General features: G+C 72.1%; 3 protein-coding genes and 1 pseudogene. 2 read left to right on the forward strand and 2 right to left on the reverse strand.

Annotation, left to right across the window (positions count from 1 at the left end; all coding sequences use genetic code 11):
- Positions 1-219: 219 nt before the first annotated feature.
- Both AB0A63_RS36775 and AB0A63_RS36780 read left to right on the forward strand, forming a co-directional pair.
- A complete protein-coding gene (locus AB0A63_RS36775) occupies positions 220-2511 on the forward strand; it encodes a tetratricopeptide repeat protein (protein ID WP_360400028.1) in 2292 nt (763 codons plus the stop codon).
- A gap of 177 nt (positions 2512-2688) precedes the next feature.
- Positions 2689-2862, forward strand: a pseudogene (locus AB0A63_RS36780) (histone-like nucleoid-structuring protein Lsr2); the annotation flags it as partial.
- A 17-nt stretch (positions 2863-2879) separates the two neighbouring features.
- On the opposite strand, the gene AB0A63_RS36785 reads toward AB0A63_RS36780, so the two are convergent.
- A complete protein-coding gene (locus tag AB0A63_RS36785; RefSeq protein WP_360400031.1) occupies positions 2880-4094 on the reverse strand; it encodes an MFS transporter in 1215 nt (404 codons plus the stop codon).
- Positions 4091-23608, reverse strand: coding sequence for a non-ribosomal peptide synthase/polyketide synthase (locus AB0A63_RS36790; RefSeq protein WP_360400034.1), 19518 nt, complete (start codon positions 23606-23608; stop codon positions 4091-4093). Before AB0A63_RS36790 ends, AB0A63_RS36785 begins: the two co-directional genes overlap by 4 nt.
- Positions 23609-23612 lie beyond the last annotated feature (4 nt).

Here is a 23612-nt window from a genome sequence, read left to right on the forward strand (position 1 = left end):
GCCCGACGCTGGCCCATCGAGTGCGTGGTTGCCGACGATCTGCGCAGGCCAGTGCGCCGTTACCGAATGCTATTTAAGCTGATACATCACCCGTTCGGCTGCTATACCGCTTTGCTGTCACCGCAGGCCCAAGAGTTCCGAGGCAGCACCCGCCACCTCTTGTCATGTGGAATTACGGACCTGCCTAAACTTCGTAGCTTTGATCAAACCAAAATCGGGGTGTTCAGCGAGATGGACGACTTGGGCGACCGTCACACTCATAACGTGGTGGGCGGCGATGTGCATGGCCAGACGTTGATGGCCGGCACGATCAACGGCGACGTGCACATGAACCAGCGCCCGCAACAGGTGGTCGAATTGCCGCACCGGGCGGGAGCTTCTCCTGTGAGGGCGGGCTTCTTCCAGCCGCGCCAGGTGGAGCTGCCAGTGGAACCGGAGACACGGACGATCGTGTTGACCGGTCTTGGTGGCGTGGGCAAGACACAACTAGCGCTCGACCATGCCGAACGTGCGTGGGAGGCAGGGCAGGTGGACCTGCTCGTATGGGTTACCGCTGACTCCAGGGACGCGGTGGTGAGCGCTTACGCGTCTCTCGCCCGCGATCTCACCGGTATCGAGGACGTCGACCTCGAACGAGGCGCGGTCCGACTGTGGGAATGGCTGGCTCGCACGAGCGCGCGGTGGCTCGTCGTGCTGGACGACGTGATGCGTCCAACCGACTTGAATCGGCTCTGGCCTCCCAAATCGCCGAACGGACGCACGGTGGTCACCACCCGGCGAACCGATGCGGCGATTCGAGGCGATGGGCGCAAACTGATCAACATCGGGGTTTTCCACCCTGCGGAGTCGCTGTCCTATCTGGAAAGCGCGCTGGAAGACCACACGCACCTCCTGTCCGAAGCTGCGGAGTTGGGGCCTGATCTGGGGCACCTACCGCTGGCGCTCGCGCAAGCGAGCGCATACATGGTCGACCTCAATCTTCCCTGTGATCGCTACCGCGCCCGGTTCGCGGACAGGCAACGGACACTCGCGACGCTGTTCCCCGATCGCGAACATCTGCCCGATGGGCACCAGCGAACCGTCGCAGCTACCTGGTCCTTGTCCGTCGAACTCGCCGACCAGCTGGTTCCTGCCGGACTTGCCAGGCCGTTGTTGATGGTGGCGAGTCTCCTCGATCCCAACGGCATTCCGCTCGACGTCTTCTCCACGCCGTCCGTGCTGGAGTGGTTGACACGGTCGGCAGGCCGCCGGGTGAGCGCTGAGGAAAGCCGTGACGGGTTGTGGTGCCTGCACAGGTTGAGCTTGATCAGCTCCGCCCGCAACCCGGATGACCAGGCCGTCCGGGTGCACAGACTGGTTCAGCGGGTCACCAGGGACACGATCACAACCGAACAGCTCGAAGAACTCACTCATGCCGGCGCAAAGGCGTTGGTGGAGGTGTGGCCGGAGGAGTTCAAAGACGCAGTGCTCGGGCAGTCGTTGAGGGCGAACACAGATGCACTCGCAGCGTCGACAGGAGAGTTGCTCTGGCGGTGCTCCTGCCGTGAGGTGCTGTTTCGAGCGGCAATCAGCCTGGGGCACAACGGTGGAGTGGTGGCTGCGCGTACAGCGTTCCTCAGCTTGACGGCGTCCGCCGAACGTCTCCTCGGACAAGATGCCCCAGCCACCTTGCAAGCACGGAAGTACCTGGCGCGGTGGACCGGCGAGGCCGGGTATCCCACGCAGGCGGTCGAACAGATGGAAACCTTGTTGTCCGACGTCGTGCGTGCAAAGGGTGGAACAAGCCGGGCCGTCTTGGAGGCACGCAGCGATCTCGCACACTGGCGTGGACAGGCGGACGACCCACACGGCGCACTGTTCGATTTCGTGGCCATGGTGCCCGATTTCATCGCTGAACTGGGAGAGGACGACCTCCTCACGCTCACGGCAAGGGGCAACGCTGCCCGCTTCTACGGTGAGGCCGGCTATCCGTGTGCCGCGGTCTCCGCATATCGGGAACTGCTACCCGACCTGCGCCGGGTGCTGGGCGAGGACCACGCCGCGACGCTGACCGCTGCCCACAACTACGCGCACTGGCGAGGAATGGCCGGGGATCCGGTCGGAGCAGTAGCCGCCCTGCGAGCGGTCTTGGAAAACCGGGCGCGAGTGCTTGGAGATAATCATCCACACACCCTCTCGACGCGGGGAGTCATCGCACGATGGTTCTGGCGGACCGGAAACCCCGATGAGGCGGCGAAGCAACTTGAAGGAGTTGTCCTCGACCGCACTCGGGAATTCGGCGCCGAGCACCCCACCGTTGTGATCGATCTGGTCGACTTGGCCGTCATCTGGGCGCATGCCGGCAATCGAGCAAAGGCTCAAGCCGCACTGGACGCCGCACTCGCCGCAGACGAAAGCAGCCAGAGTTTGGACCTAGACCTCACGAGGTTCGTGCAACGGGAGATCTCGCAGTCCCAGCCGTTCCCTCGGACTCACACCACCGCAACGAGCCCCGCTCACAACAGGCCGTAGCGGCTTCCTGGGGTTGCGAGACCCGCGGGTTCATCGACGAGGCATCGCGGACCACATGCGGCACAAACGCTGCGCACAACCAGCGTGCTCATCATGCGGGAAGGTTCGCGAGCAGCTCGAGCGGCTGCTAACTTCGAGCAGACCGCCGATCACTCGTCGAACATTGCGAGCCGATGAATGGCGCATGAATTCCTCGTCCAGCTGACCGACGACCTGGACGGCACCACCGCGGACGACATCGAGACCGTGCAGTTCGGCCTCGACGGCGTCACCTACTTGATCGATCTGAACGGCTACAACGCCGACACGCTGCGAGCGTTGCTGCGGGAGTACGTCACAAAGGCACGTCGAAACAGTCGGTGAGCGAGCTATTTCGCGCTTTCCTCCTGGGAGAACCGGCGCAGCGTGCGATTCGTCGTCGCGAAGACGGTCAACAATGCCGTGCCCACCGTGCACGTGAGAATGGCCTGCGTCGGTGTCAGGAAGTCCACTAGCAGGCCGCCGACCGCGGGGCCGGCGATCGCCGCGACGCCCAGGGCCACGCCCATCACGCTGCTGAGCCTGCCGCGCAGCTCGTCGGGCGTGAGCAGCAGCTGGTAGGTGGTGATGGTGGTGTTGGCGGTGGGGGCCAGGAACGCGGCGGCCGCGAACAGCACGCCCATGGGCAGGCCGGGGTCGAGGAACAGCGCGACCGGGATCAGGGCGGTGATCACCCAGAACACACCGACGATGGCGCGGTGCGGGCGCAGGGTGCGGTGCAGCCGCGGGGCCACCAGGGCGCCGAGGATGCCGCCGACGCCGAGCATCGCGCCCATGAGGCCGATCTGGCCCGCGGGCACGCCCTCCTGGTGGGCGATGGCGATCATCAGCAGGTAGAACGCCTGGAAGAACAGGTTGAGGCCCACCGCGCAGAACGCCACCACGCGCACCACCGGCTGGGTCCACACCCAGCGCAGGCCCTCGGCGACCTCGCGGTGGAACCGGCCCAGGGGTGCGGGTTCCCGTTGGCGCGGGGGGACGCGGACGAACAGCAGCGCCAGGAACGTGGCCACGTGGGTCACCGCCTCCACCGCGAACGGGAGCCAACGGCCCAGGCCGAACAGCAGGCCGCCCAGTGCGGTGCCGGAGAGCTGGCCGAGGTAGCCGCGGGCGGTGTTCATCGCGACGGCGTCGGAGAGGTGGCGTTCGGCCACGATGGCGGGCAGCACGGCGTCCTCGGCCGGTTCTGACAGTGCGCGGCAGACGCCGAGCACGATCACCACCAGCACGACGTGTTCGACGCCGACCGCCTGCCACCACAGGGCGGCGACCAGGAACGCCACGGCGAGGGCCTGCACGGCCTCGCAGATCAGCATCACCGTTCTGCGGTTCCAGCGGTCGACCAGTGCCCCCGCGGGCAGGCCGACGACGAGCTGGGCCGCGGCGGAGGCGCCGAGGACGAAGCCGGAGGTCGCCGCCGAGTCGGTGAGGGTCAGGACGAGCAGGGGCAGCGCGATGACCGACGCGCTCGCCCCCGCCTCGGAAAGCGCCTGGCCGACCCAGAGGAGCCGGTAGTTGCGGTTGCGCGACAGGGACGTGGTCATCGGGTGCTCCGGCAGTCGGCGGCGATGCCGCGCAGGGCTTCGAGGAAGTCCTCCGCGACGCGGCGCACGGTGGTCTCGTCGTGCCGGTCGGGTTGGTGGTGCCAGGTGAAGCGGAGCTCGCCGCCCGCGACACCGCCGACGATCTCCAGCAGGTGCGGTCCGCGGTCGGCCGGGGAGCTGTCCTGCCCGATCGCGTCGAGGACGGTCCGGAACAGACCGCCGTCGGCCTGGTCCGCGGTGCTGCCGGACTGGCCGAGGTAGTTGAACACCACCTGCGGACCCTGACCGGCGAGACGGTCCCCTGCTCCCAGGTTTCTCAGCGCGCCGAAGCCGAAACCGTTGCCCGGCACCGTGCGCAGCTGCCTGCGGACCGCCTTGACCACGTCACGCCACGACGCGTCCTCGCCCGGCAGCGTCAGGCGGACCGGGTAGAGGGTGGTGAACCAGCCGACCGTGCGGGACAGGTCGGCGCCCAGGACGTCCTCGCGGCCGTGGCCCTCCATGTCCAGCGACACGGTCTGTTCGCCGGTGAACCGCGACAGCGCGCGGGCCAGTGCGGCGAGCAGGACGTCGTTGATCCTGGTGCGGTAGGCCGTGGGGGCGTCGTGCAGCAACGCGTCGGTGTCCGCGGCGTCGAGGACCACGTGCACCTCGCCCGGCGGTGTGCCGGGTGTGGGCTCGTCGTGGTCGACGGGCAGCGGTGCCGCGTCGAGTGCCGCCTCCCAGTGGTCGAGCTCGTGGTCGAGCGCGCCGTCGGCGACGTGCTGCGCCAAGCCGTTCGCCCAGTCGCGGAACGACGTCGACTTCGCACCCAGGTCCACGTCCTCGCCGCGGACGGCCTGCCGGTAGGCGGTGTCGAGGTCGTCGAGCAGGATGCGCCAGGACACGCCGTCGACCACGAGGTGGTGCACGGTCAGGAACAGCAGTGGTGAGGGCATGTCGTCGGCGTGGAACAGCACGACCCGGTACAGCGGACCCGTGGCGAGGTCGAAGCCCGCGTGCGCCTCGTCGGCGATCTTCTCCAGGTGCGCCTGGCGTTCCGGCTCGGCGGTGGAGCTGAGGTCGCGGCGTTCCAGCACGGTGCCGTGCTGCACGGGGGCGTTGTGCTGGCGCCATTCACCGTCGACGTGCTCGAAGCGCATGCGCAGCGCGTCGTGGTGCGCCACCACGGCCGCGAGTCCCTTCTCCAGCGCGTCCTCGGCCACGTACGGGGTGAGCTCCAGCAGCATGGACTGGGCGTAGTGGTGCGGCGCGAGCGTGTGCGTCTCGAAGAACCAGCGCTGGATCGGGGTGAGCGGGACGTCGCCGACGACCTCGGCGGTGTTCGCCGGCGCGGTGTCGATCTCGGTGACGAACGGCGCCAGTGCCTCGATGGTCTGGTTGCGGAACAACGACTTGGTGGTCAGGGCGAGTCCTGCCTTCCGCGCGCGGGACACCACCTGGATCACCAGGATGGAGTCACCGCCCAGCTCGAAGAAGTTGTCCCGCACCCCGACCCGGTCGGCGCCCAGCACGTCCGCCCACACCTCGGCGAGCGTGGTCTCCACCGGTGTGCGCGGTGCGACGTGCGCGGTCGTGTCGGTGATCGGTTCGGGCGCGGGCAGTGCCGCCTTGTCGAGCTTGCCGTTGGGCGTCACCGGCAGGACGGGCAGCGCCACGAACGCGGACGGCACCATGTAGGCGGGCAGGCGGTCCGTGAGGAACGCGCGCAGCTCCGCCGACCCCACCTCGCCACCGGCGACGTGGTACGCGACCAGGCGGGCGTGACCCTGGCCGGTGTCGGCGGCGATGACGGCGGCCTCGGTGACGAGCGGGTGGTGCAGGAGCGCGGACTCGACCTCGCCCGGTTCCACGCGGTGGCCGCGGATCTTGACCTGGTCGTCGATGCGGCCCAGGTACTCGACCACGCCGTCGGCGCGCCTGCGGACCAGGTCGCCGGAGCGGTACATCCGCTCCCCCGGCGCGCCGAACGGGCACGCCACGAACGCGGCCGCGGTGAGACCGGGCCGGTTGAGGTAGCCCCTGGCGAGGCCGTCGCCCGCGATGCACAGCTCACCGGGCACGCCGAGCGGCACCGGCCGCAGCTGGTCGTCCACCACGTAGAGGCGGGTGTTCCAGGCCGCGTGGCCGATCGGCACGGGTCCGGGGTCCAGTGGCGCGCCGGGTTCGACGCGGTGCTCCATGCAGCCGACGGTCGCCTCGGTGGGGCCGTACTCGTTGATCACCACGGCCGTCGGGTGCGCACGCCGCCACTCGTCCACGACCGCGCCGACGAGCTGTTCGCCGCCGACGACGAGGTCACCGGTCGGCGACAGCTGCGCCGGCACCGTGCCGAGCAGGGCCAGGTGGCTGGGCGTGGCCTTGAGGAACGCCGCCTGCTCCACCTGCGCCGCGTCCTCCTCCAGGTCGCTCACGACGATCCGGCCGCCGGCGAGCAGCGGGCCGAACAGCGTCGTGACGGTGAGGTCGAACGAGACCGGCGAGTGCAGCACCGCCGCACCGCGCAGGCCGCCGTAGACCTCGCTGGCCCAGACGAGGTAGTCGACCACCGAGCGGTGCTCGACGACGACCCCCTTGGGCCGGCCGGTCGACCCGGACGTGTAGATCACGTACGCGGGGTCGCGAGTGGACAGTGGTGCGATCCGGTCGTGGTCACGGGGGTTGTCGTCCCTGCCGTCGGCGCGCAGGAGGCCGCGGTTGTCGAGCACCAGGACGGGCCGGGCGTCGTCGAGCACGAACGCGACCCGGTCCGCGGGCTGGTCGGGCTCGACCGGCACGTACGCGGCGCCCGCCTTGAGCACCGCCAGCACGGCCACGAGCAGGTCGGCGGAGCGCGGCAGGGAGATCGCGACGTACCGGCCGGGGCCGACGCCCTGCGCGATCAGACCGTGCGCCACCCGGTTGGCACGGGCGTTGAGCTGCGCGTACGTCCACGTCTCGCCGCCGTCCACCACCGCGGTGGCCTCCGGCGTCCGCACCACCTGGGCCTCGAACAGCTCCGTGATGGTGGCGTCCGGCACGGCGTGGGCCGTGTCGTTCCACTCGTGCAGCACGGCCCGCTGCTCGTCCTCGTCCATCAGCGGCAGGTCGGACAGCGGCCGGTCGGGGTCGGCGACGGCGGCGGTCAGCAGCACGCGCAGGTGCCCGGCCATCCGCTCGACGGTCGCGAGGTCGAACAGGTCGGTGTTGTAGTTGACCGCCGCGTGCAGGGCGTCGGAGTCCTCCTGGAACTCCCAGGTGAGGTCGAAGTTGGCCGCCACCACGGGCAGCGGCAGGTCTTCAACCTGCAGACCGGGCAGGTCCGGTGCGGCGTCGGGGGTGTTCTGCAGGATCACCATCGCCTGGAACAGCGGGGTGCGGCTGGTGTCGCGCTCGGGCCGCAGCTCGTCGACCACGCGCTCGAACGGCACGTCCTGGTGAGCGAACGCGTCCAGCACACCACCGCGGACCTGTCCGAGGAACTCGCGGAACGTGGTCGCGCCGTCCACTGTGGAGCGCAGCACCAGCGTGTTGACGAAGAACCCGACGAGGCCCTCCAGCTCGGCGCGGTCGCGGCCGGAGGCCACCGTGCCGACCGCGATGTCGTCCTGCCGCGACCAGCGGGCGAACAGCACCTGGCACGCGGCGACCAGCGCCATGAACAGGGTGCCGTCCTGGTGCCGCGCAAGCGCCTTGAGCTTGTCGGCGACCTCGACGGGCAGGCTGAACAGGTGCACCGCGCCGTGGTTCGTGCGCTCCGCCGGGCGGGGCCGGTCGGTCGGCAGCTCCAGCGGGGGGACGCCGGCGAGCCGGTCCCGCCAGAACGCGAGCTGCTCGTCCAGCAACGCTCCGGTGAGCCGGTCGCGCTGCCAGGCCGCGTAGTCCGCGTACTGGATCGGCAGGTCGGGCAGCGTGCCGCCGCGGTAGAGGTGGTTGAGCTCGCTGGTCAGCACGCCGTTGGACCAGCCGTCGGTCACGATGTGGTGCGCCAGCAGCAGGAGCACGTGGTCGTCGTCGGCGACGCGCAGCAGCAGCGGGCGCAGCAGCGGGCCGCGGGAGAGGTCGAACGGCCGGGTGCACTCGCGGGCGAGCACCTCGTCGAGGTTGTCCGGGACGTCGAGCACCGGCACCTCGACGACGTGCGGCGGGTGCACGACCTGGACGCCGTGGCCGTCCACGCCGTCGAAGGTGGTGCGCAACGACTCGTGCCGCGCCACCAACGCGGTCAGCGCCCTGTTCAGCGCGCCGACGTCGAGGTGACCGCGCAGCCGCAGGATCGACGGCGACAGGTAGTCGGTGCTCTCCGGTTCGAACTGGTCGAGGAACCACAGCCGCTGCTGCGCGAACGACAGCGGCAACGCGCCGTTGCGCGGCGTCCGCGGGATGACGTCCTCGGCCGCACCCGTCCCGGCTCCGATCTCCTCGACCAGCCGGGCGACGGTGGGCGAGGTGAACAGCACGCGCGGCGACACCGGTGCGTCGAGCTCGGCCCGCAGCCGGGAGATCACCCGGATGCTGAGGATGGAGTCGCCGCCGAGCTCGAAGAAGTTGTCGTCGAGCCCGACCCGCGGCACGCCCAGCACGTCGGCCCAGATGCGGCAGACGTGTTCCTCGGCCGGGGTGCGCGGGGCGCGGTACGCCGAGGCGGCGGCCTGGAGGTCCGGTGCGGGCAGGGCCCGGCGGTCGACCTTGCCGTTGGCGTTGAGGGGGATCGAGTCGAGCTCGACGAACGCCGAGGGCACCAGGTAGTCGGGCAGCCGCTCGGCCAGCCACGTGCGCAGGTCGGTGGCGGCGCCGGTGACGTAGGCGACGAGCCGTTGGTGCCCGTCGACCGCACGGGCGACCACCACGGCTTCGCGCACGCCGGGGTGCTGCGACAGCACGGCCTCGACCTCGCCGGGTTCGACCCGGTGGCCGCGGATCTTGACCTGGTCGTCGGTGCGGCCGAGGTAGTCCAGGGTGCCGTCGGGCAGCCACCGCGCCCGGTCACCGGTGCTGTACATCCGCTCCCCCGGCTCGCCGAACGGGTCGGCGAGGAACCGGTCCGCGGTCAGGCCGGGCCGGCCGAGGTAGCCGCGGGCGAGCTGGTCGCCGGCCAGGAACAGCTCTCCCGGCACGCCGACGGGCACCGGCCGCAGCTGCTCGTCCAGCACGTAGGCGCGCACGTTGCGCAACGGCCGGCCGACCGCGACCGGAGCGCCGGTCGTGATCCGGCAGGACAGCGCGTCCACAGTGGACTCGGTCGGGCCGTAGAAGTTGTAGCTCGCGACCCCGGGGACGTCGGCCAGCCGCCGCCACAGGTCGTCGCCGATCGCCTCTCCGCCCAGCATCAGCACCTGCGGGCGGTGCTCACCGTCGAGCAGTCCGGCCTCCAGCAGCTGGCGGGCGTAGGACGGCGTGAGGTCCAGGAAGCCGATGCGCTGGTCCACGACGTACCGCACCAGTGCGGGCGGGTCGAGTCGCACGTCCTCGTCCAGGACGTGCAGCTCGTGGCCGTCCGCCATCAGCACAATGCCTTCGAGCGACGTGTCGAACGAGAACACCGCCGACAACGCCACCCGCAACCGCTTGCCGGCGGCGAAGTCCTCGCGGTGGTTCACCAGCAGGTTCACCAGGCTGCCGTGCTCGACCACCACGCCCTTGGGGCGGCCGGAGGAGCCGGAGGTGTAGATGACGTAGGCGGCGTGGTCGCGGCGCACCGGTGCCAGGTTCGAGGTGTCCTGGTCGTCGGCGTCGGGCAGCGCGTCGCGCACCACGAGCACCGGATCAGCGTCCTGCACCAGGAACTCCACCCGGTCAGCGGGCAGCGTCGGGTCGACCGGCAGGTAGACGCCACCGGCCTTCCAAATCGCCAGCAGCGCGACCACGAACTCCACGGACCGCGGCAACGACAACGCCACTAGCCGCTCCGGGCCGACACCCGAGGCCACGAAGGACCGGGCCACCCGGTTCGCCCACGCGTTCAGCTCCGCGAACGACAGCGACCGGTCGCCGACGACCAGTGCGGTGGCGTCCGGGGTGGCACGCACCTGGTCCTCGAACACCTCGACCACCGAGGCCGCGGTCACCTCACCGGCCGTGGCGTTCCACTCCACGAGCACCTGGTGCCGCTCGTCGCCGGTCATCAGCGGCAGCTCGCCGAGCGACCGGTGCGGGTCGGCCGCGATGCCTTCCAGCACCAACGCGAGCCGCGCGGCGAGGCGTTCGACGGTGCCGGTGTCGAAGAGACGCGGGTCGTAGTCCAGCTCCAGGCGCAGCCGGTCGCCGAGGTTGGCGCTGAGGGCCAGCGGGAAGCTGGTCGTGTCGGCGCCCTCGACCTCCAGCACCCGCACGACCTGGGCGTCGTCGAGCAGCTCGTCGATCGGGTAGTTCTCGAACACCACGGCGCTGTCGAACAACGCCGAACCGGCGGGCACGTCGCTCCACGACCGCAGGTCGGCCAGCGACACGAAGTCGAACCGCCGCGACTCGGTCTGCGCGGCCTGCACGTCCCGCAGCCACGGCAGCACCGCGGCGGCCGGGTCGACCTGGACGCGGGTGGGAACGGTGTTGATGAACATGCCCACCATGGACCCGATGCCCGGCAGTTCCGCCGGACGTCCCGAGACCGTGGTGCCGAACACGACGTCGGGCTCACCACTGTAGCGCGCCAGCAGCAACGCCCACGCGCCCTGCACCACCGTGTTGGCGGTCAGGCCGGCGGCGCGGGCGACCCGGTTCAGCGCGGCCGACCGGTCGGCATCCAGTTCGACGTGGACGGACGCGCTGGACTCGGCGCGGTGGGCCTGCACGGGTGACCGGTCGTAGGGCAACGGGGTCGGTGACTCGACGCCGGCGAGGACCTGCCGCCAGTGCTGTTCGGCCGCGGCGGTGTCCTGGTCGGCCAGCCACCGCAGGTAGTCGCGGAACGGCCGGCGCGGCGGGAGCTCTGGCTCCGCTCCGCGGGCGAGGGCGGTGTACTGCTCGCACACCTCGGCCAGCACCTGCGCGAAGCTCCACCCGTCGAGCAGGACGTGGTGGGCGGTCCAGAACAGCACGACCTCGTCGTCGGTGAGCCGTGCGATGGCCAGGCGCAGCAACGGTGGCGTGGTGAGGTCGAGCTCCTCGCCGCCGACCGCGGTGTCGTGCTCCTCGACGGGCAGGTGGCGCCAGTCGTGCACGGTGATCGGCACGTCGACCCGGTGCCGCACGACCTGCACGGGGGTTTCGACGCCCTCCCACACCACGCCGCCGCGCAGCACCGGTGTGCGGTCCACGACCCGGCGGCAGGCCTCGGCCAGCGCGTCCGGGTCGGTCACCCCGGACAGCCGCAGCCGGAACCGGTTCGAGTACGCCGTCGAGGTGTCGTCCACGAGCGTGTGGAACAGCATCCCGGTCTGCAACGGCGTCAGCGGGTAGACGTCCTCCACCTCGGCGCCGGTGCCGACCAGCCGGTCCACCGCCGCCTGGTCGAGTCGTGCCAGCGGGAAGTCCGACGGCGTGCGGCCACCGGCACCCGGCTCGGCGCAGTGCTCGACGATCTCCGCCAGCCCGTGCACCACGGCCTCGGCCACGGTCCGCACGGTCGACTCGTCGTGCAGGTGCTCGGAGTAGAACCAGGACAGCACCAGTTCGCCGTCCTCGACACCGCCGACGACGTCGAGCTGGAACGGCCGGGTGCTGTCGGCGGCCGCGTCGGCTCCCCTGTCCTCCAGCCGGCCGCGGACCAGACCTTCCCCGGCAGCCGCCACGTCGAACCGGCCGTGGTAGTTGAAGCTGACCGGCGGCAACGCCGATCCAGCCAGGGAGCTCGCGCGGAGCTGGCGCAGCGCCTCGAACCCGAAGCCGCGGCCGGGCACGGCCCGCAGCTGTTCCTTGACCGACTTGAGGGCGGCACCCCAGTCGCCGGCGGGCACGGTGAGCGCGACCGGGTACTGCGTGGTGAACCAGCCGACCGTGCGGGAGATGTCGGCGCCGTCGAGGACGTCCTCGCGGCCGTGGCCCTCCATCGTCACGGCGACGCGGTCCCGTCCGGTCCACGCCGACAACGCCCGGCCGAGCGCGCTGAGCAGCACGTCGTTGACCTGCGTGCGGTAGACGTCCGGGACGCGGTGCAGCAGGGCGTCGGTGTGCTCGCGGTCCAGCCGCACCGACACCACGCGCGTGGAGCCCGCGGTGTTGGGGCCGTCGCGGTCCACCGGCACGTCACCGGGCACGTCGAGCGCGGCGGTCCAGTGCGGCAGCTCGCCGTCGAACGCGCCCGACCGCACGTGCTCGGCCAGCCGGTGCGCCCACTGGGTGAACCGGGTGCCGACCGGGTCGAGGGTGATCCGCTGTCCCGCAAGCGCTTGGCGGTACGCGGTCTCCAGGTCGCCGAGCACGATCCGCCAGGACACGCCGTCCATGACGAGGTGGTGGACCACCAGGCTCAACCGCTTGCCGGAGAACAACAACGCGCGCACGACCGGACCGTGCTCGATGTCCAGTCCGGCCTGGGCGGCCGTGACGAGCGCTTCTTCCTCCACTGTGGACACGTCGTGGCCCTCCAGCTCGACCACGGCGTCGGCCGCGTCCTGGACCCACTCGCCGTCCACGCGGGTGAAGCGGGTGCGCAGACCCTCGTGGTGCGCCACGACCGCGGCCAGGGCTCGTGCCAACGCGCCGGTGTCGGCGTCGTCGGTGAGCTCCAGGTGCGCGGACATGGTGAAGTGGTGCGGGGCATCGCCACAGGAGTCGAGGTACCAGCGCTGGATCGGCGTGAGCGGCGCCGGGCCGGCGATCTCCGGGAGCGCGGTCTTCTGCCCGCTCGTGCGGACGACGGTCGCCAGCTCGGCGATGGTCTGGTGGGTGAACAGGTCCTTGGTGACCAGCTCCAGGCCGGCCTGGCGGGCCTTGGACACGACCTGGATGCTCAGGATCGAGTCGCCGCCGAGGCCGAAGAAGTTGTCGTGCACGCCGACGCGCTCCACGTGCAGCGCCTCGGCCCAGACCCGGGCCAGCTCCCGTTCCACGGTGGTGCGCGGTGCCACGTGGTCCTGCGAGCCCGCGGCGTCGGGGGCTGGCAGGGCGCGGCGGTCGACCTTGCCGCTGTCGGTGGTGGGCAGCTCGTCGAGCAGCACGAACAACGAGGGCACCAGGTGGTCGGGCAACTGCCGCTTCAGCTGCGCGCGCAGCGAGTCCGCGTCGGCCGCACCGACGACGTAGCCGACGAGTCGGTGGGCGCCGGGTTCGAACTCCTGGGCCACGACCACGGCCTCCGCCACACCGGGCAGGCCGGCCAGTGCGGCCTCGACCTCGCCGGGTTCGACGCGGTAGCCGCGGATCTTGACCTGGTCGTCGGCGCGGCCGCGGTACTCCAGCACGCCGTCGGCGGTCCAGCGGACCAGGTCGCCGGTGCGGTACATCCGGCTGCCGGGCGGCCCGAACGGGTCGGCGACGAACCGGTCCGCGGTCAGGCCGGGCCGGTGCAGGTAGCCGCGGGTCACCTGGTCACCGGCCAGGTGCAGCTCACCGGGCACGCCGACCGGCTGGGGGCGCAGCCCGTCGTCGAGCACGTAGGCGCGCAGGCCCTGCCCCGGCGTGCCGATCACCGGCCGGTCGCGGTCGGTGACCTCCGTCCAGACCGAGTCGACCGTGCACTCGGTGGGGCCGTAGAGGTTGACCGCGGTGACGCCGTCGGCCTCGGCCAGCGCGCGCCACAGCGGTTCGCTGATGGCCTCACCGCCCAGTGCGAGCAGCAGCGGCCGTTCGAGCACGCCTTCCGGCAGGAGCTGGTGCAGGTAGGACGGGGTGCAGCTGAGGAAGTCGATGCCGTGCAGGGCGATGTGCTCGACGACGGCCCGCGGGTCGAGCCGGACGTCGTCGTCGAGCAGGTGCAGCTCGTGGCCGCCGGCGAGCAGGAGCAGGCCCTCCCAGGAGGCGTCGAAGGTGTAGGCGGCGGTGGCGATGCCGCGCAGCACCGTGCCGTCCTGGGGCAGCAGGCGGGCGTGGTGGTCGGCGACGAGCGCGGCGAGGTTGCGGTGCTCGACGACGACGCCCTTGGGGCGGCCGGTGGAGCCGGAGGTGTAGATGACGTACGCGGCGTGCTCCGGGCACAGCGGTGCCGTGCGGTCGGCGTCGGTGGGGTCGGTCGCGGGGCGCGCGGCCACGGCGGGGTCGTCGAGCCGCACGTGCGGCAGGTCGCCGCCGATGTCGGTCCCGGCCACCACGAGCACGGGCTGGGCGTCGTCGAGGACGAACGCGATGCGCTCCGCGGGGTGCTCGGGGTCGACCGGCAGGTACGCGCCACCGGCCTTGAGCACGGCGAGGATCGCGAGCACCAGCTCGGCGGAGCGGGGCAGCGCCAGTGCCACCACGGACTCCGGCCCGACGCCCGCGGCGATCAGGTGGTGGGCGATCCGGTTGGCGTCGGCGTTGAGCTCGGCGAAGGTCCACGACCGGAGGCCGTCGACCAGCGCGGTCGCGTCCGGGGTGCGGGCGGCGCGGGCCTGGAAGACCTCGTGGTAGGCCGGTACCGGGCTGGCGGTGCCGGTGTCGTTCCACCGCTCCAGCACGTCGAGCAGCTCGTCGTCGGTGAGCAGCGGCAGGTCGGCCACGGGGAGGCCGGGTTCGGCGGTCGCGCCGTCGAGCAGCACGCCGACGTGTGCGACGAGCCGTTCGGCCGTGGAGGTGTCGAACAGCGCGGTGTCGTAGGTGAGCACCGCCTCCAGCCGGCCGTCGACCTCCTGGAACTGGAACGACACGTCGAAACCGGCCGCGACCGACGGCGGCGGCAGCTCCTCGACGCGCAGGCCGGGCAGGCGCGGTTCGTCGCCGCCGGTGTTCTGCAGCACGACCATCGCCTGGAACAGCGGGGTGCGGCTGGGGTCGCGCACGGGGTGGACCTCGTCCACGACCCGTTCGAACGGCACGTCCTGGTGGGCGAAGGCGTCCAGGACGGTCTCCCGCACCTGGCCGAGCAGCTGCCCGAAGCCCTGGCGCGGGTCCACGTCGCTGCGCAGCACCAGCGTGTTGACGAAGAACCCGACCAGGCCCTCCAGCTCGGTGCGGTCGCGGCCGGAGACGACGGTGCCGACGGCGACGTCGCGTTGCCCCGACCACCGGGCGAACACCGCCTGGCAGGCGGCGACCAGTGCCATGAACAGCGTGCCGTCGTGCTCGCGGGCCAGCGCCCTGAGCCGTTCGGTGACCTCGGCGGGCACCTGGAAGTGCATCAGCGCGCCCTGCTTGCCGCGAACGGCGGGGCGGGGCCGGTCGGTGGGCAGTTCCAGCGGCCGCACGCCGTCGAGCGCGTGCCGCCAGTGCGCCAGGTGCTCCTGCAACACCTCCTCGGTCGCAGCGGTGCGCTGCCACACCGCGAAGTCGGCGTACTGCACGGGCAGGTCGGGCAGCTTCGCGTCCCGGCCGCACGTCGCGGCCTCGTAGCAGGCGCCCAGCTCGCCGAGCAGCACGCCGTTGGACCAGCCGTCGGTGACGATGTGGTGCAGCACCAGGGAGAGCACGTGGTCGTCCGCACCGAGCCGCGCGAGCAGCACCCGCACCAGCGGGCCGTGCCGCAGGTCCAGCGGCGTGGTCGTCTCGCGGGTCAGCACGTCGGCCAGCTCGTCCTCGGTCACGTCGACCACCGGCACCTCGACGGGCTGGGGCGGGTGCACGACCTGCACACCGCGCCCGTCGACCGTCTCGAACGTGGTGCGCAACGACTCGTGCCGCGCGACCAGCGCGGTGAGCGCCGCGGCCAGCGCGCCGACGTCCAGGGGTCCGCGCAGCCGCAGGATCGACGGCGACAGGTACTCGACGCCGCCGGGTTCGAACTCGTCGAGGAACCACAGCCGCTGCTGCGCGAACGACAACGGCAGACCGCCGTCGCGCGGCACCACGGGGATCTCGTCCAGCCGCGCCTGTGCCGACTCCGCGACCAGCGCGGCGATCCCCGCGACGGTCGGGTGGCTGAACAGGGCCCGCGGCGACATCTCCACGTCGAACGCGGCCCGCAGCCGGGAGATCACCCGGATGCTGAGGATGGAGTCGCCGCCGAGCTCGAAGAAGTTGTCCCGCACGCCGATGCCGGGCACGCCCAGCACCTCGGACCAGATGTCGGCCACGTCGCGTTCGACGTCCGTGCGCGGTGCGACGTGCTCGGTGCGGGCCTCGGTGAAGTCGGGTGCGGGCAGGGCCCGGCGGTCGACCTTGCCGTTGGCGTTGAGGGGGATCGAGTCGAGCTCGACGAACGCGGAGGGCACCAGGTAGTCGGGCAGCCGCTCGGCCAGCCACGTCCGCAGGTCGGTGGCGGCGCCGGTGACGTAGGCGACGAGCCGTTGGTGGCCGTGGTCCTGCCGGGCGATGACGACGGCCTCGCGGACGTCGGGGTGCCGGGACAGCACGGCCTCGACCTCGCCGGGCTCGATCCGGAAACCGCGGATCTTCACCTGGTCGTCGGTGCGGCCGAGGTAGTCGAGGGTGCCGTCGGCGAGCCACCGGACGCGGTCGCCGGTGCGGTACATCCGCTCCCCCGGACCGCCGAACGGGTCGGCGAGGAACCGGTCCGCGGTGAGCCCCGGCCGGTCGAGGTAGCCGCGGGCGACCTGCACCCCGGCCAGGAACAGCTCTCCCGGCACGCCGACGGGCACCGGGCGCAGGTCGTCGTCCAGGACGTGGGCGCGGGTGTTGAGCAGCGGACGTCCCACGACCGGGCGCCCGTGCCCGCTGACCCTGGCGGACAGCGCGTCCACCGTGGACTCGGTCGGGCCGTAGAAGTTGTAGCTCGCGGTGCCCTGGGCGTCCGCGAGGCGCCGCCACAGGTCCTCGCCGATCGCCTCTCCGCCCAGCATCAGCACCTGCGGACGGTGTTCGCCGTCCAGCAGGCCTGCTTCGACCAGTTGCCGTGCGTAGGACGGGGTCAGGTCGAGGAAGTCGATCCGGTGGCCGGTCACGTACCGGACGAGGGCGGGCGGGTCGAGCCGGGTGTCGTCGTCGAGGACGTGCAGCTCGTGGCCGTCGGCCATCAGCACGATGCCTTCCAGCGACGTGTCGAACGAGAACACCGCCGACAACGCCACCCGCAACCGCTTGCCGGCGGCGAAGTCCTCGCGGTGGTTCACCAGCAGGTTCACCAAGCTGCGGTGTTCGACCACCACGCCCTTGGGGCGCCCGGTCGAGCCGGACGTGTAGATCACGTACGCCGCGTGCTCGGGTCCCACCGGTGCGAGGTCGTCCGAGCGGTCGGCCTCGGGCAGCGCGTCGCGCACCACGAGCACCGGATCAGCGTCCTGGAGCAGGAACTCCACCCGGTCCGCGGGCAGCGTCGGGTCGACCGGCAGGTACACGCCGCCGGCCTTCCAGATCGCCAGCAGCGCCACCACGAACTCCACCGACCGCGGCAACGACAACGCCACCAGCCGCTCCGGCCCCACACCAGCGGCGACGAAAGCACGCGCCACCCGGTTCGCCCACGCGTTCAGCTCCGCGAACGACAGCGACCGCTCCCCCACCACCAGTGCGGTGGCGTCCGGCGTGGTCCTGGCTTGACTTTCGAACACCTCGACGACCGACTTCTCCGGCACGTCACGGGTGGTCGCGTTCCACTCGGTGAGGACCTGGTGGCGTTCGTCGCCGGTCATCAGCGGCAGGTCCGCCACCGGTCGCGCGGAGTCGGCGGCGATGGCGTCGACGACCAGGAGCAGGCGGTCGGCGAGGCGCCGGGCCGTGTCGGCGTCGAACAGGTGCGGGTCGTAGGCGAGGTCCAGGCGCAGCCGGTCGTCGAGGACGGCGCTGAGGGTGAGCGCGAAGGTCGTCGTGTCCCGCGCCTGCACCTCGGTCGCGCGGATGCCGCCGACCTCGGTGACGTCGTTGAGCGGGTAGTTCTCGAACACCACGGCGCTGTCGAACAACGCCGACCCCGCCGGCACGTCGCTCCACGACCGCAGGTCGGCCAGCGACACGAAGTCGAACCGCCGCGACTCCGTCTGCGCGGCCTGCACCTCCGCGAGCCAGGTCGCGACCTCGGCGTCGGGGCGCACGGACACCCGGGCCGGCACGGTGTTGATGAACAGGCCGATCATCTGCTCCACACCGGGCAGCTCGCCGGGGCGGCCGGAGACCGTCGTGCCGAACACGACGTCGGACTCGCCGCTGTAGCGCGCCAGCAGCAACGCCCACGCGCCCTGCACGACGGTGTTGACCGTGAGGCCGTGGCGGCGGGCGGTGTGGCGCAGCCGGTCGGTCTGCTCGGCGGTGAGCGCGACGGGCACCGCCGTGGAGGACTCGGTGGCGTGGTCGCGGGCGGGCGGCCGGTCGTACGGCAGGGCGGTGGGTGCGGAGAAGCCCGCCAGCACGGCACGCCAGTGGCGTTCGGCCTCGGACCGGTCCTGGGCGTCCAGCCACCGCAGGTAGTCGCGGAACGGCCGCCGCGAGACGACCTCCGGTGCGCTGCCCGCGGTGATCGCCCGGTACTGCTCGCACACCTCGGCGAACACCTGGGCGAGGCTCCAGCCGTCCAGCAGCACGTGGTGGAACGTCCAGACCAGCAGCACCTCGTCGCCGGGCAGCCGGGCCAGGTCGATCCGCATGAGCGGTGCCCGGCGCAGGTCGAGGTCCTGTGCCGCCAGCGCTTCCAGCTCGCGTGCGCGGTCCTGTTCGGACAGTGTGCGCCAGTCGTGGTGCGCGGTCGGCAGGTCGACGTGCGAGCGGATCACCTGCACGGGCCGCTCGACGCCTTCCCAGACCAGCGCACCGCGCAGCACCGGCGTGCGGTCGACGACGCGCTGCCACGCGGTGGCGAGGGCCTGTTCGTCGGTGACGCCGGTCAGCCGCAGGCGCACCTGGTCGAAGTAGGCCGTGGACGACGGGTCGGCCAGGCCGTGGAAGAGCATGCCCTCCTGCAACGGCGTCAGCGGGTAGACGTCCTCCACCTCGGCACCGGTCCCGACCAGCCGGTCCACCGCGACCTGGTCCAGGTGTGCCAGCGGGAAGTCCGACGGCGTGCGGCCACCGGCACCCGGTTCGGCGCAGTGCTCGACGATCTCCGCCAGCCCGCGCACCATCGCGTCGGCGACGCCCCGCACGGTCGACTCGTCGTGCACCTGCCCGGAGTACAGCCAGGTGAGCTCGAGCCGGCCGTTCTCGACCAGCCCGACGACGTCGATCAGGTACGCGCGGGCGTTGCCGGGGGCGCTGTCGCGGCCGAGCGGGGCGCAGCGGGCCCGGACGAGCCCGTCGGCGTCGGCCGCGACGTCCCACTGGCCGTGGTAGTTGAAGCTGATCAACGGGTGCGGGTCGTCGCGCAGCGCCGCGGCCGGCGAGCCGGGGGCGGCCAGGTAGCGCAGCGCGGCGTAGCTCTGGCCGCGGCGCGGCAGTGCGCGGACCTGTTCCTTGACCGACTTGAGCACACCGCCCCAGCCACCGGCCGGGACGTGCAGAGCCAGCGGGAACTGGCTGGTGAACCAGCCGACGGTGCGGGAGATGTCGAGGTCGTCGGGCACGTCCTCGCGGCCGTGGCCCTCCAGTCCGATGAGCACGCGGTCGTGGCCGGTCCACCCGGCCAGCGCGCGGCCGAGCGCGCTGAGCAGCACGTCGTTGACCTGGGTGCGGTAGACGCCGGGCACCTGGTGCAGCAGCGCGTCGGTGTCGGCGGGGCTGAGCCGCACGGTGACCGACCGGACGTCCTCGGCGGGGTCGCCGTCGTGGTCCAGCGGGAGCTCGGCGGGGGCGGAGGCGGCGAAGCCGGTCCAGTGGTCGAGGTCGGCGTCCAGCTCGCCGGCGCGCACCCGGTCGGTGAGGCGGCGGGCCCAGGTGGCGAACGCGGTGGGCACGGGCTCCAGCGCGACGGGTTCGCCGCGGACGAGCTGCTGATAGGCGGTGTCGAGGTCGGCGAGCAGCACGCGCCAGGACACGCCGTCCACGACGAGGTGGTGCACGGTCAGGAAGAGGCGGCAGCGGCCGTCGGCGAGGCGGAACAGGACGGCCCGCAGCAGGGGGCCTTCGGTGAGGTCCAGGCTCGACTGGGCGGCGAGTGCGGCCTCGTCGCAGGCGTGGTCGTCGAGGCCGGTCAGCACCTGGAGGACGCCGGTCGGCGGGGTGGGGGCGAGGTCCTGGACCCAGCGGGCGGTCTCGGGGGTGGCGCTCGCGTTGCCGGGCTGAGTGGCGTCGGGCTGGGCGTTGCCGGGCTGACCGGCGTCGTCGCGGCGGAAGCGGGTCCGCAGGGCGTCGTGGTGCGCCACCACGGCGTCCACGGCGGTGGCCAGCGCTCGTTCGTCCACCTCGGGCGCCAGCTCCACGTGCGTGGACATGGTGAAGTGGTGCGGGCTCGCGGGAGCGGTGTCGAAGAACCACTCCTGGATCGGCGTCAGCGGCGCGGGTCCGGACACCACCGCGTCCGCCACCGTGTCGGCCACCGCGGTCGCGGTCGCGGCCAGCCCGGCGACGGTGGGGTGCAGGAAGACGTCCTTGGACGACAACCGCAGACCGGCCCGGCGGGCGCGGGCGACGAGCTGGATGCTGAGGATGGAGTCGCCGCCGAGCTCGAAGAAGTTGTCCTCGATGCCCACGCGGTCGACGCGCAGCACCTCGGCCCAGACGCGCGCCAGCTCCCGTTCCACCGGCGTGGTGGGCTCGACGTGGCGGTCGGCTGCGGTGCGGGCCTCGGGTGCGGGCAGGGCGCGGCGGTCGACCTTGCCGTTGCCGCTCAACGGGAGCGCGTCCAGCACCACGAACGCCGAGGGGACCATGTAGTCGGGCAGCTCGCGGGTGAGCCACGTGCGCAGCTCGGCGTGCGCCGGGGCGGCGTCGGCCACGAGGTAGGCGACCAACTGCTTGCGGCCGTCGTCGGTGCGGGCGACGGTGATCGACTGGGAGATGCCGGGGTGGCGCACGAGCAGGGCGTCGATCTCGCCGGTCTCGACGCGGAAGCCGCGGATCTTGACCTGGTCGTCGGTGCGGCCGACGAACTCGACCACGCCGTGCGCGCGCCACCGGCCGATGTCACCGGTGCGGTACATGCGGGAGCCGGGCGGGCCGAACGGGTCGGGCACGAACCGCTCGGCGGTCAGGCCGGGCTGGCCGAGGTAGCCGCGGGCCACGCCGGCGCCCGCGAGGAACAGCTCCCCCGGCACGCCGACGGGAACCGGGCGCAGGCCTTCGTCGAGCACGTAGACGGCCATGCCGTCCAGCGGCCGGCCGATGGGGATGACGTCGGGCACGGTGTCGGTCATGGGGAACGACGTGGCGAACGTCGTGGTCTCGGTCGGGCCGTAGCCGTCGACCACGGTCAGGCCGGGGCACGCTTCGAGCACCCCGCGCACGGCCGCGGCGGGCACGACGTCACCGCCGGTCCACACCTCCCGCAGCCCGGCGAACGCGTCCGGTGCCTCCTGGGCGACGAGCCGGAACAGTCCGGCGGTCAGCCAGATCGCGGTCACACCGCGACCGGCGGCGGCCCTGATCACGTCGGCGTCGACGTCACCCGGCCGTGCCACCACGACCTGGCCGCCGCGCAACAGCGGGACCCACAGCTCGTAGGTCGAGGCGTCGAACGCCGACGGCGAGTGCAGCAGCACCCGCTCGTGCGCACCGCCCGCGAACCGGGAGTCCAGCGCCAGCGCCACGACGTCGCGGTGCCGCACGGCGACACCCTTGGGCACGCCGGTGGAGCCGGAGGTGTGCATGACGTACGCGAGCTGGTCCGGGTGCACCGCGACGGCGGGATCGGCGGCGCCGGTCCGCTCGCCGTCGAGCAGTACGGTGTGGACGGACGCGACCGCGTCCTGGTTGCGCGCATCGGTGAGCACGACCGCGATGCCGGAGTCGGCGATGACCCGCCGGGTCCGCTCGGCCGGTGCACGACCGTCGAGCGGGACGTACGCCGCGCCGGCCTTCACGATCGCCAGCTCCGCCACGACCAGGTCGGCCGACCGCTCCACGAGCAGCCCCACCGGGTCCTCCGGCCGCACACCGAGGTCGACCAGTTCCCGAGCGAGCGCGTTGGCCCGCGCGTCCAGCTCGGCGTAGGTGAGGACCTCGTCGTCGGAGAGCACGGCGGGTGCGTCCGGCGTCCGGCGCACCTGCTCGGCGAACAGGCTGGGGACGGTGGCGTCGACCGGTGCGCGGGAGGTGTCGTTCCAGCCGGTCAGCACCTGGTCGCGTTCGGCGTCCGACAGCCACGGCAGCTCGCCCAGCGGCCGGTGCGGGTCGCTCGCCAGGCCGTCGAGCAGCCGCACGAGGTGGTCGCAGAAGCGGGTGACCGTGGCGGCGTCGAACAGGTCGGTGTTGTACTCGACCACGCCGTCGAGCAGGCCGGCGCGCTCCTGGAACTCGATGGTCAGGTCGAAGATGGCGGCACGGCGGGACAACCCGACCTGCTCGACCGCCAGGCCGGGCAGCCGCGGCGGGGTGCGTTCGGCGTTCTGCAGGAGCACCATCACGTCGAACAGCGGGTTGCGGCTGACGTCGCGGTCGGTGCGCAGCGCGTCGACCACGTGCTCCAGCGGCACCTCGTCGTGGGCGTACGCCTCCTTGACGTTGTCCTTGACCTGGTCCAGGAACTCGGCGAACGTGGCACGTGAGTCCACTGTGGACCGCAGCACGACGGTGTTGACGAAGAACCCGACCAGCCGCTCCAGACCGGGGCGGCCGCGGCCGGTGGTCACGGTGCCCACGGCCACGTCGTCCTGCCCGGCGTAGCGGGCCAGCAGAGCCTGGCACCCGGCCATCAGCACGGAGAACAGGATCGTGCCGCGTTCCTGGGCGAGCGCCCGCAACGCCGCGGTGGTCGCGGCCGGCACGGTGAACGCCTGCACCGCGCCGTTCGTGGTGCGCACCGCCGGTCGCGGCCGGTCGGTGGGCAGCTCCAGCGGGGTGGTGCCGCTGAGCCGCCGAGTCCAGTGCTCGACCTGGCCGCGCAGCGCCTCACCGGAGAGCCGCTCCCGTTGCCAGGCCGCGAAGTCGGCGTACTGCAGCGGCAACGCGGGCAGCACGGCGTCCCGTCCGGCCACGGCCGCGCCGTACAGCTCGCCCAGCTCCTCGGTGAGCACGCCCATCGACCAGCCGTCGGTGACGACGTGGTGCGCGGTGACCAGCAGCACGTGCTCGTCCGGCGCCTGCCGCACCAGCACCGCCCGCACCAGCGGTCCGCGCCGCAGGTCGAACGGGCGGGAGTACTCCTCGACCAGCAGCTCGTCCAGGTCGCCGGCCGGCTCCACCACGGGCAGGGCGAGGTCGAACGGCGGGTGCACGACCTGCACACCGACCCCGTCGACCTCGTCGAGCGTCGTGCGCAGCGACTCGTGCCGCGCCACCAGACCGGTGAGCGCCGCGGTCAGCGCGGCCACGTCGAGCTGTCCGGTCAGGCGCAGCGCCAGCGCGCTGTTGTAGCCGGAACCGCCGGGCTGGAAGCGGTCGAGGAACCACAGGCGCTGCTGCGGGAACGACAGCGGCAGCGGCTGGGTCCGGTCGGCCGGTCTGATGGCGTCGGCCTGCTGCGAGCGGCCGGAGAGGCGGCGGCGCATCTGCTCCCGCAGGTGCGGGGGCAGCGCGGCGATGCGGTCCTCGATCGACGACGACATGGTG

This window comes from Lentzea sp. NPDC042327, assembly GCF_040647275.1.
Taxonomy (GTDB): Bacteria; Actinomycetota; Actinomycetes; order Mycobacteriales; family Pseudonocardiaceae; genus Lentzea.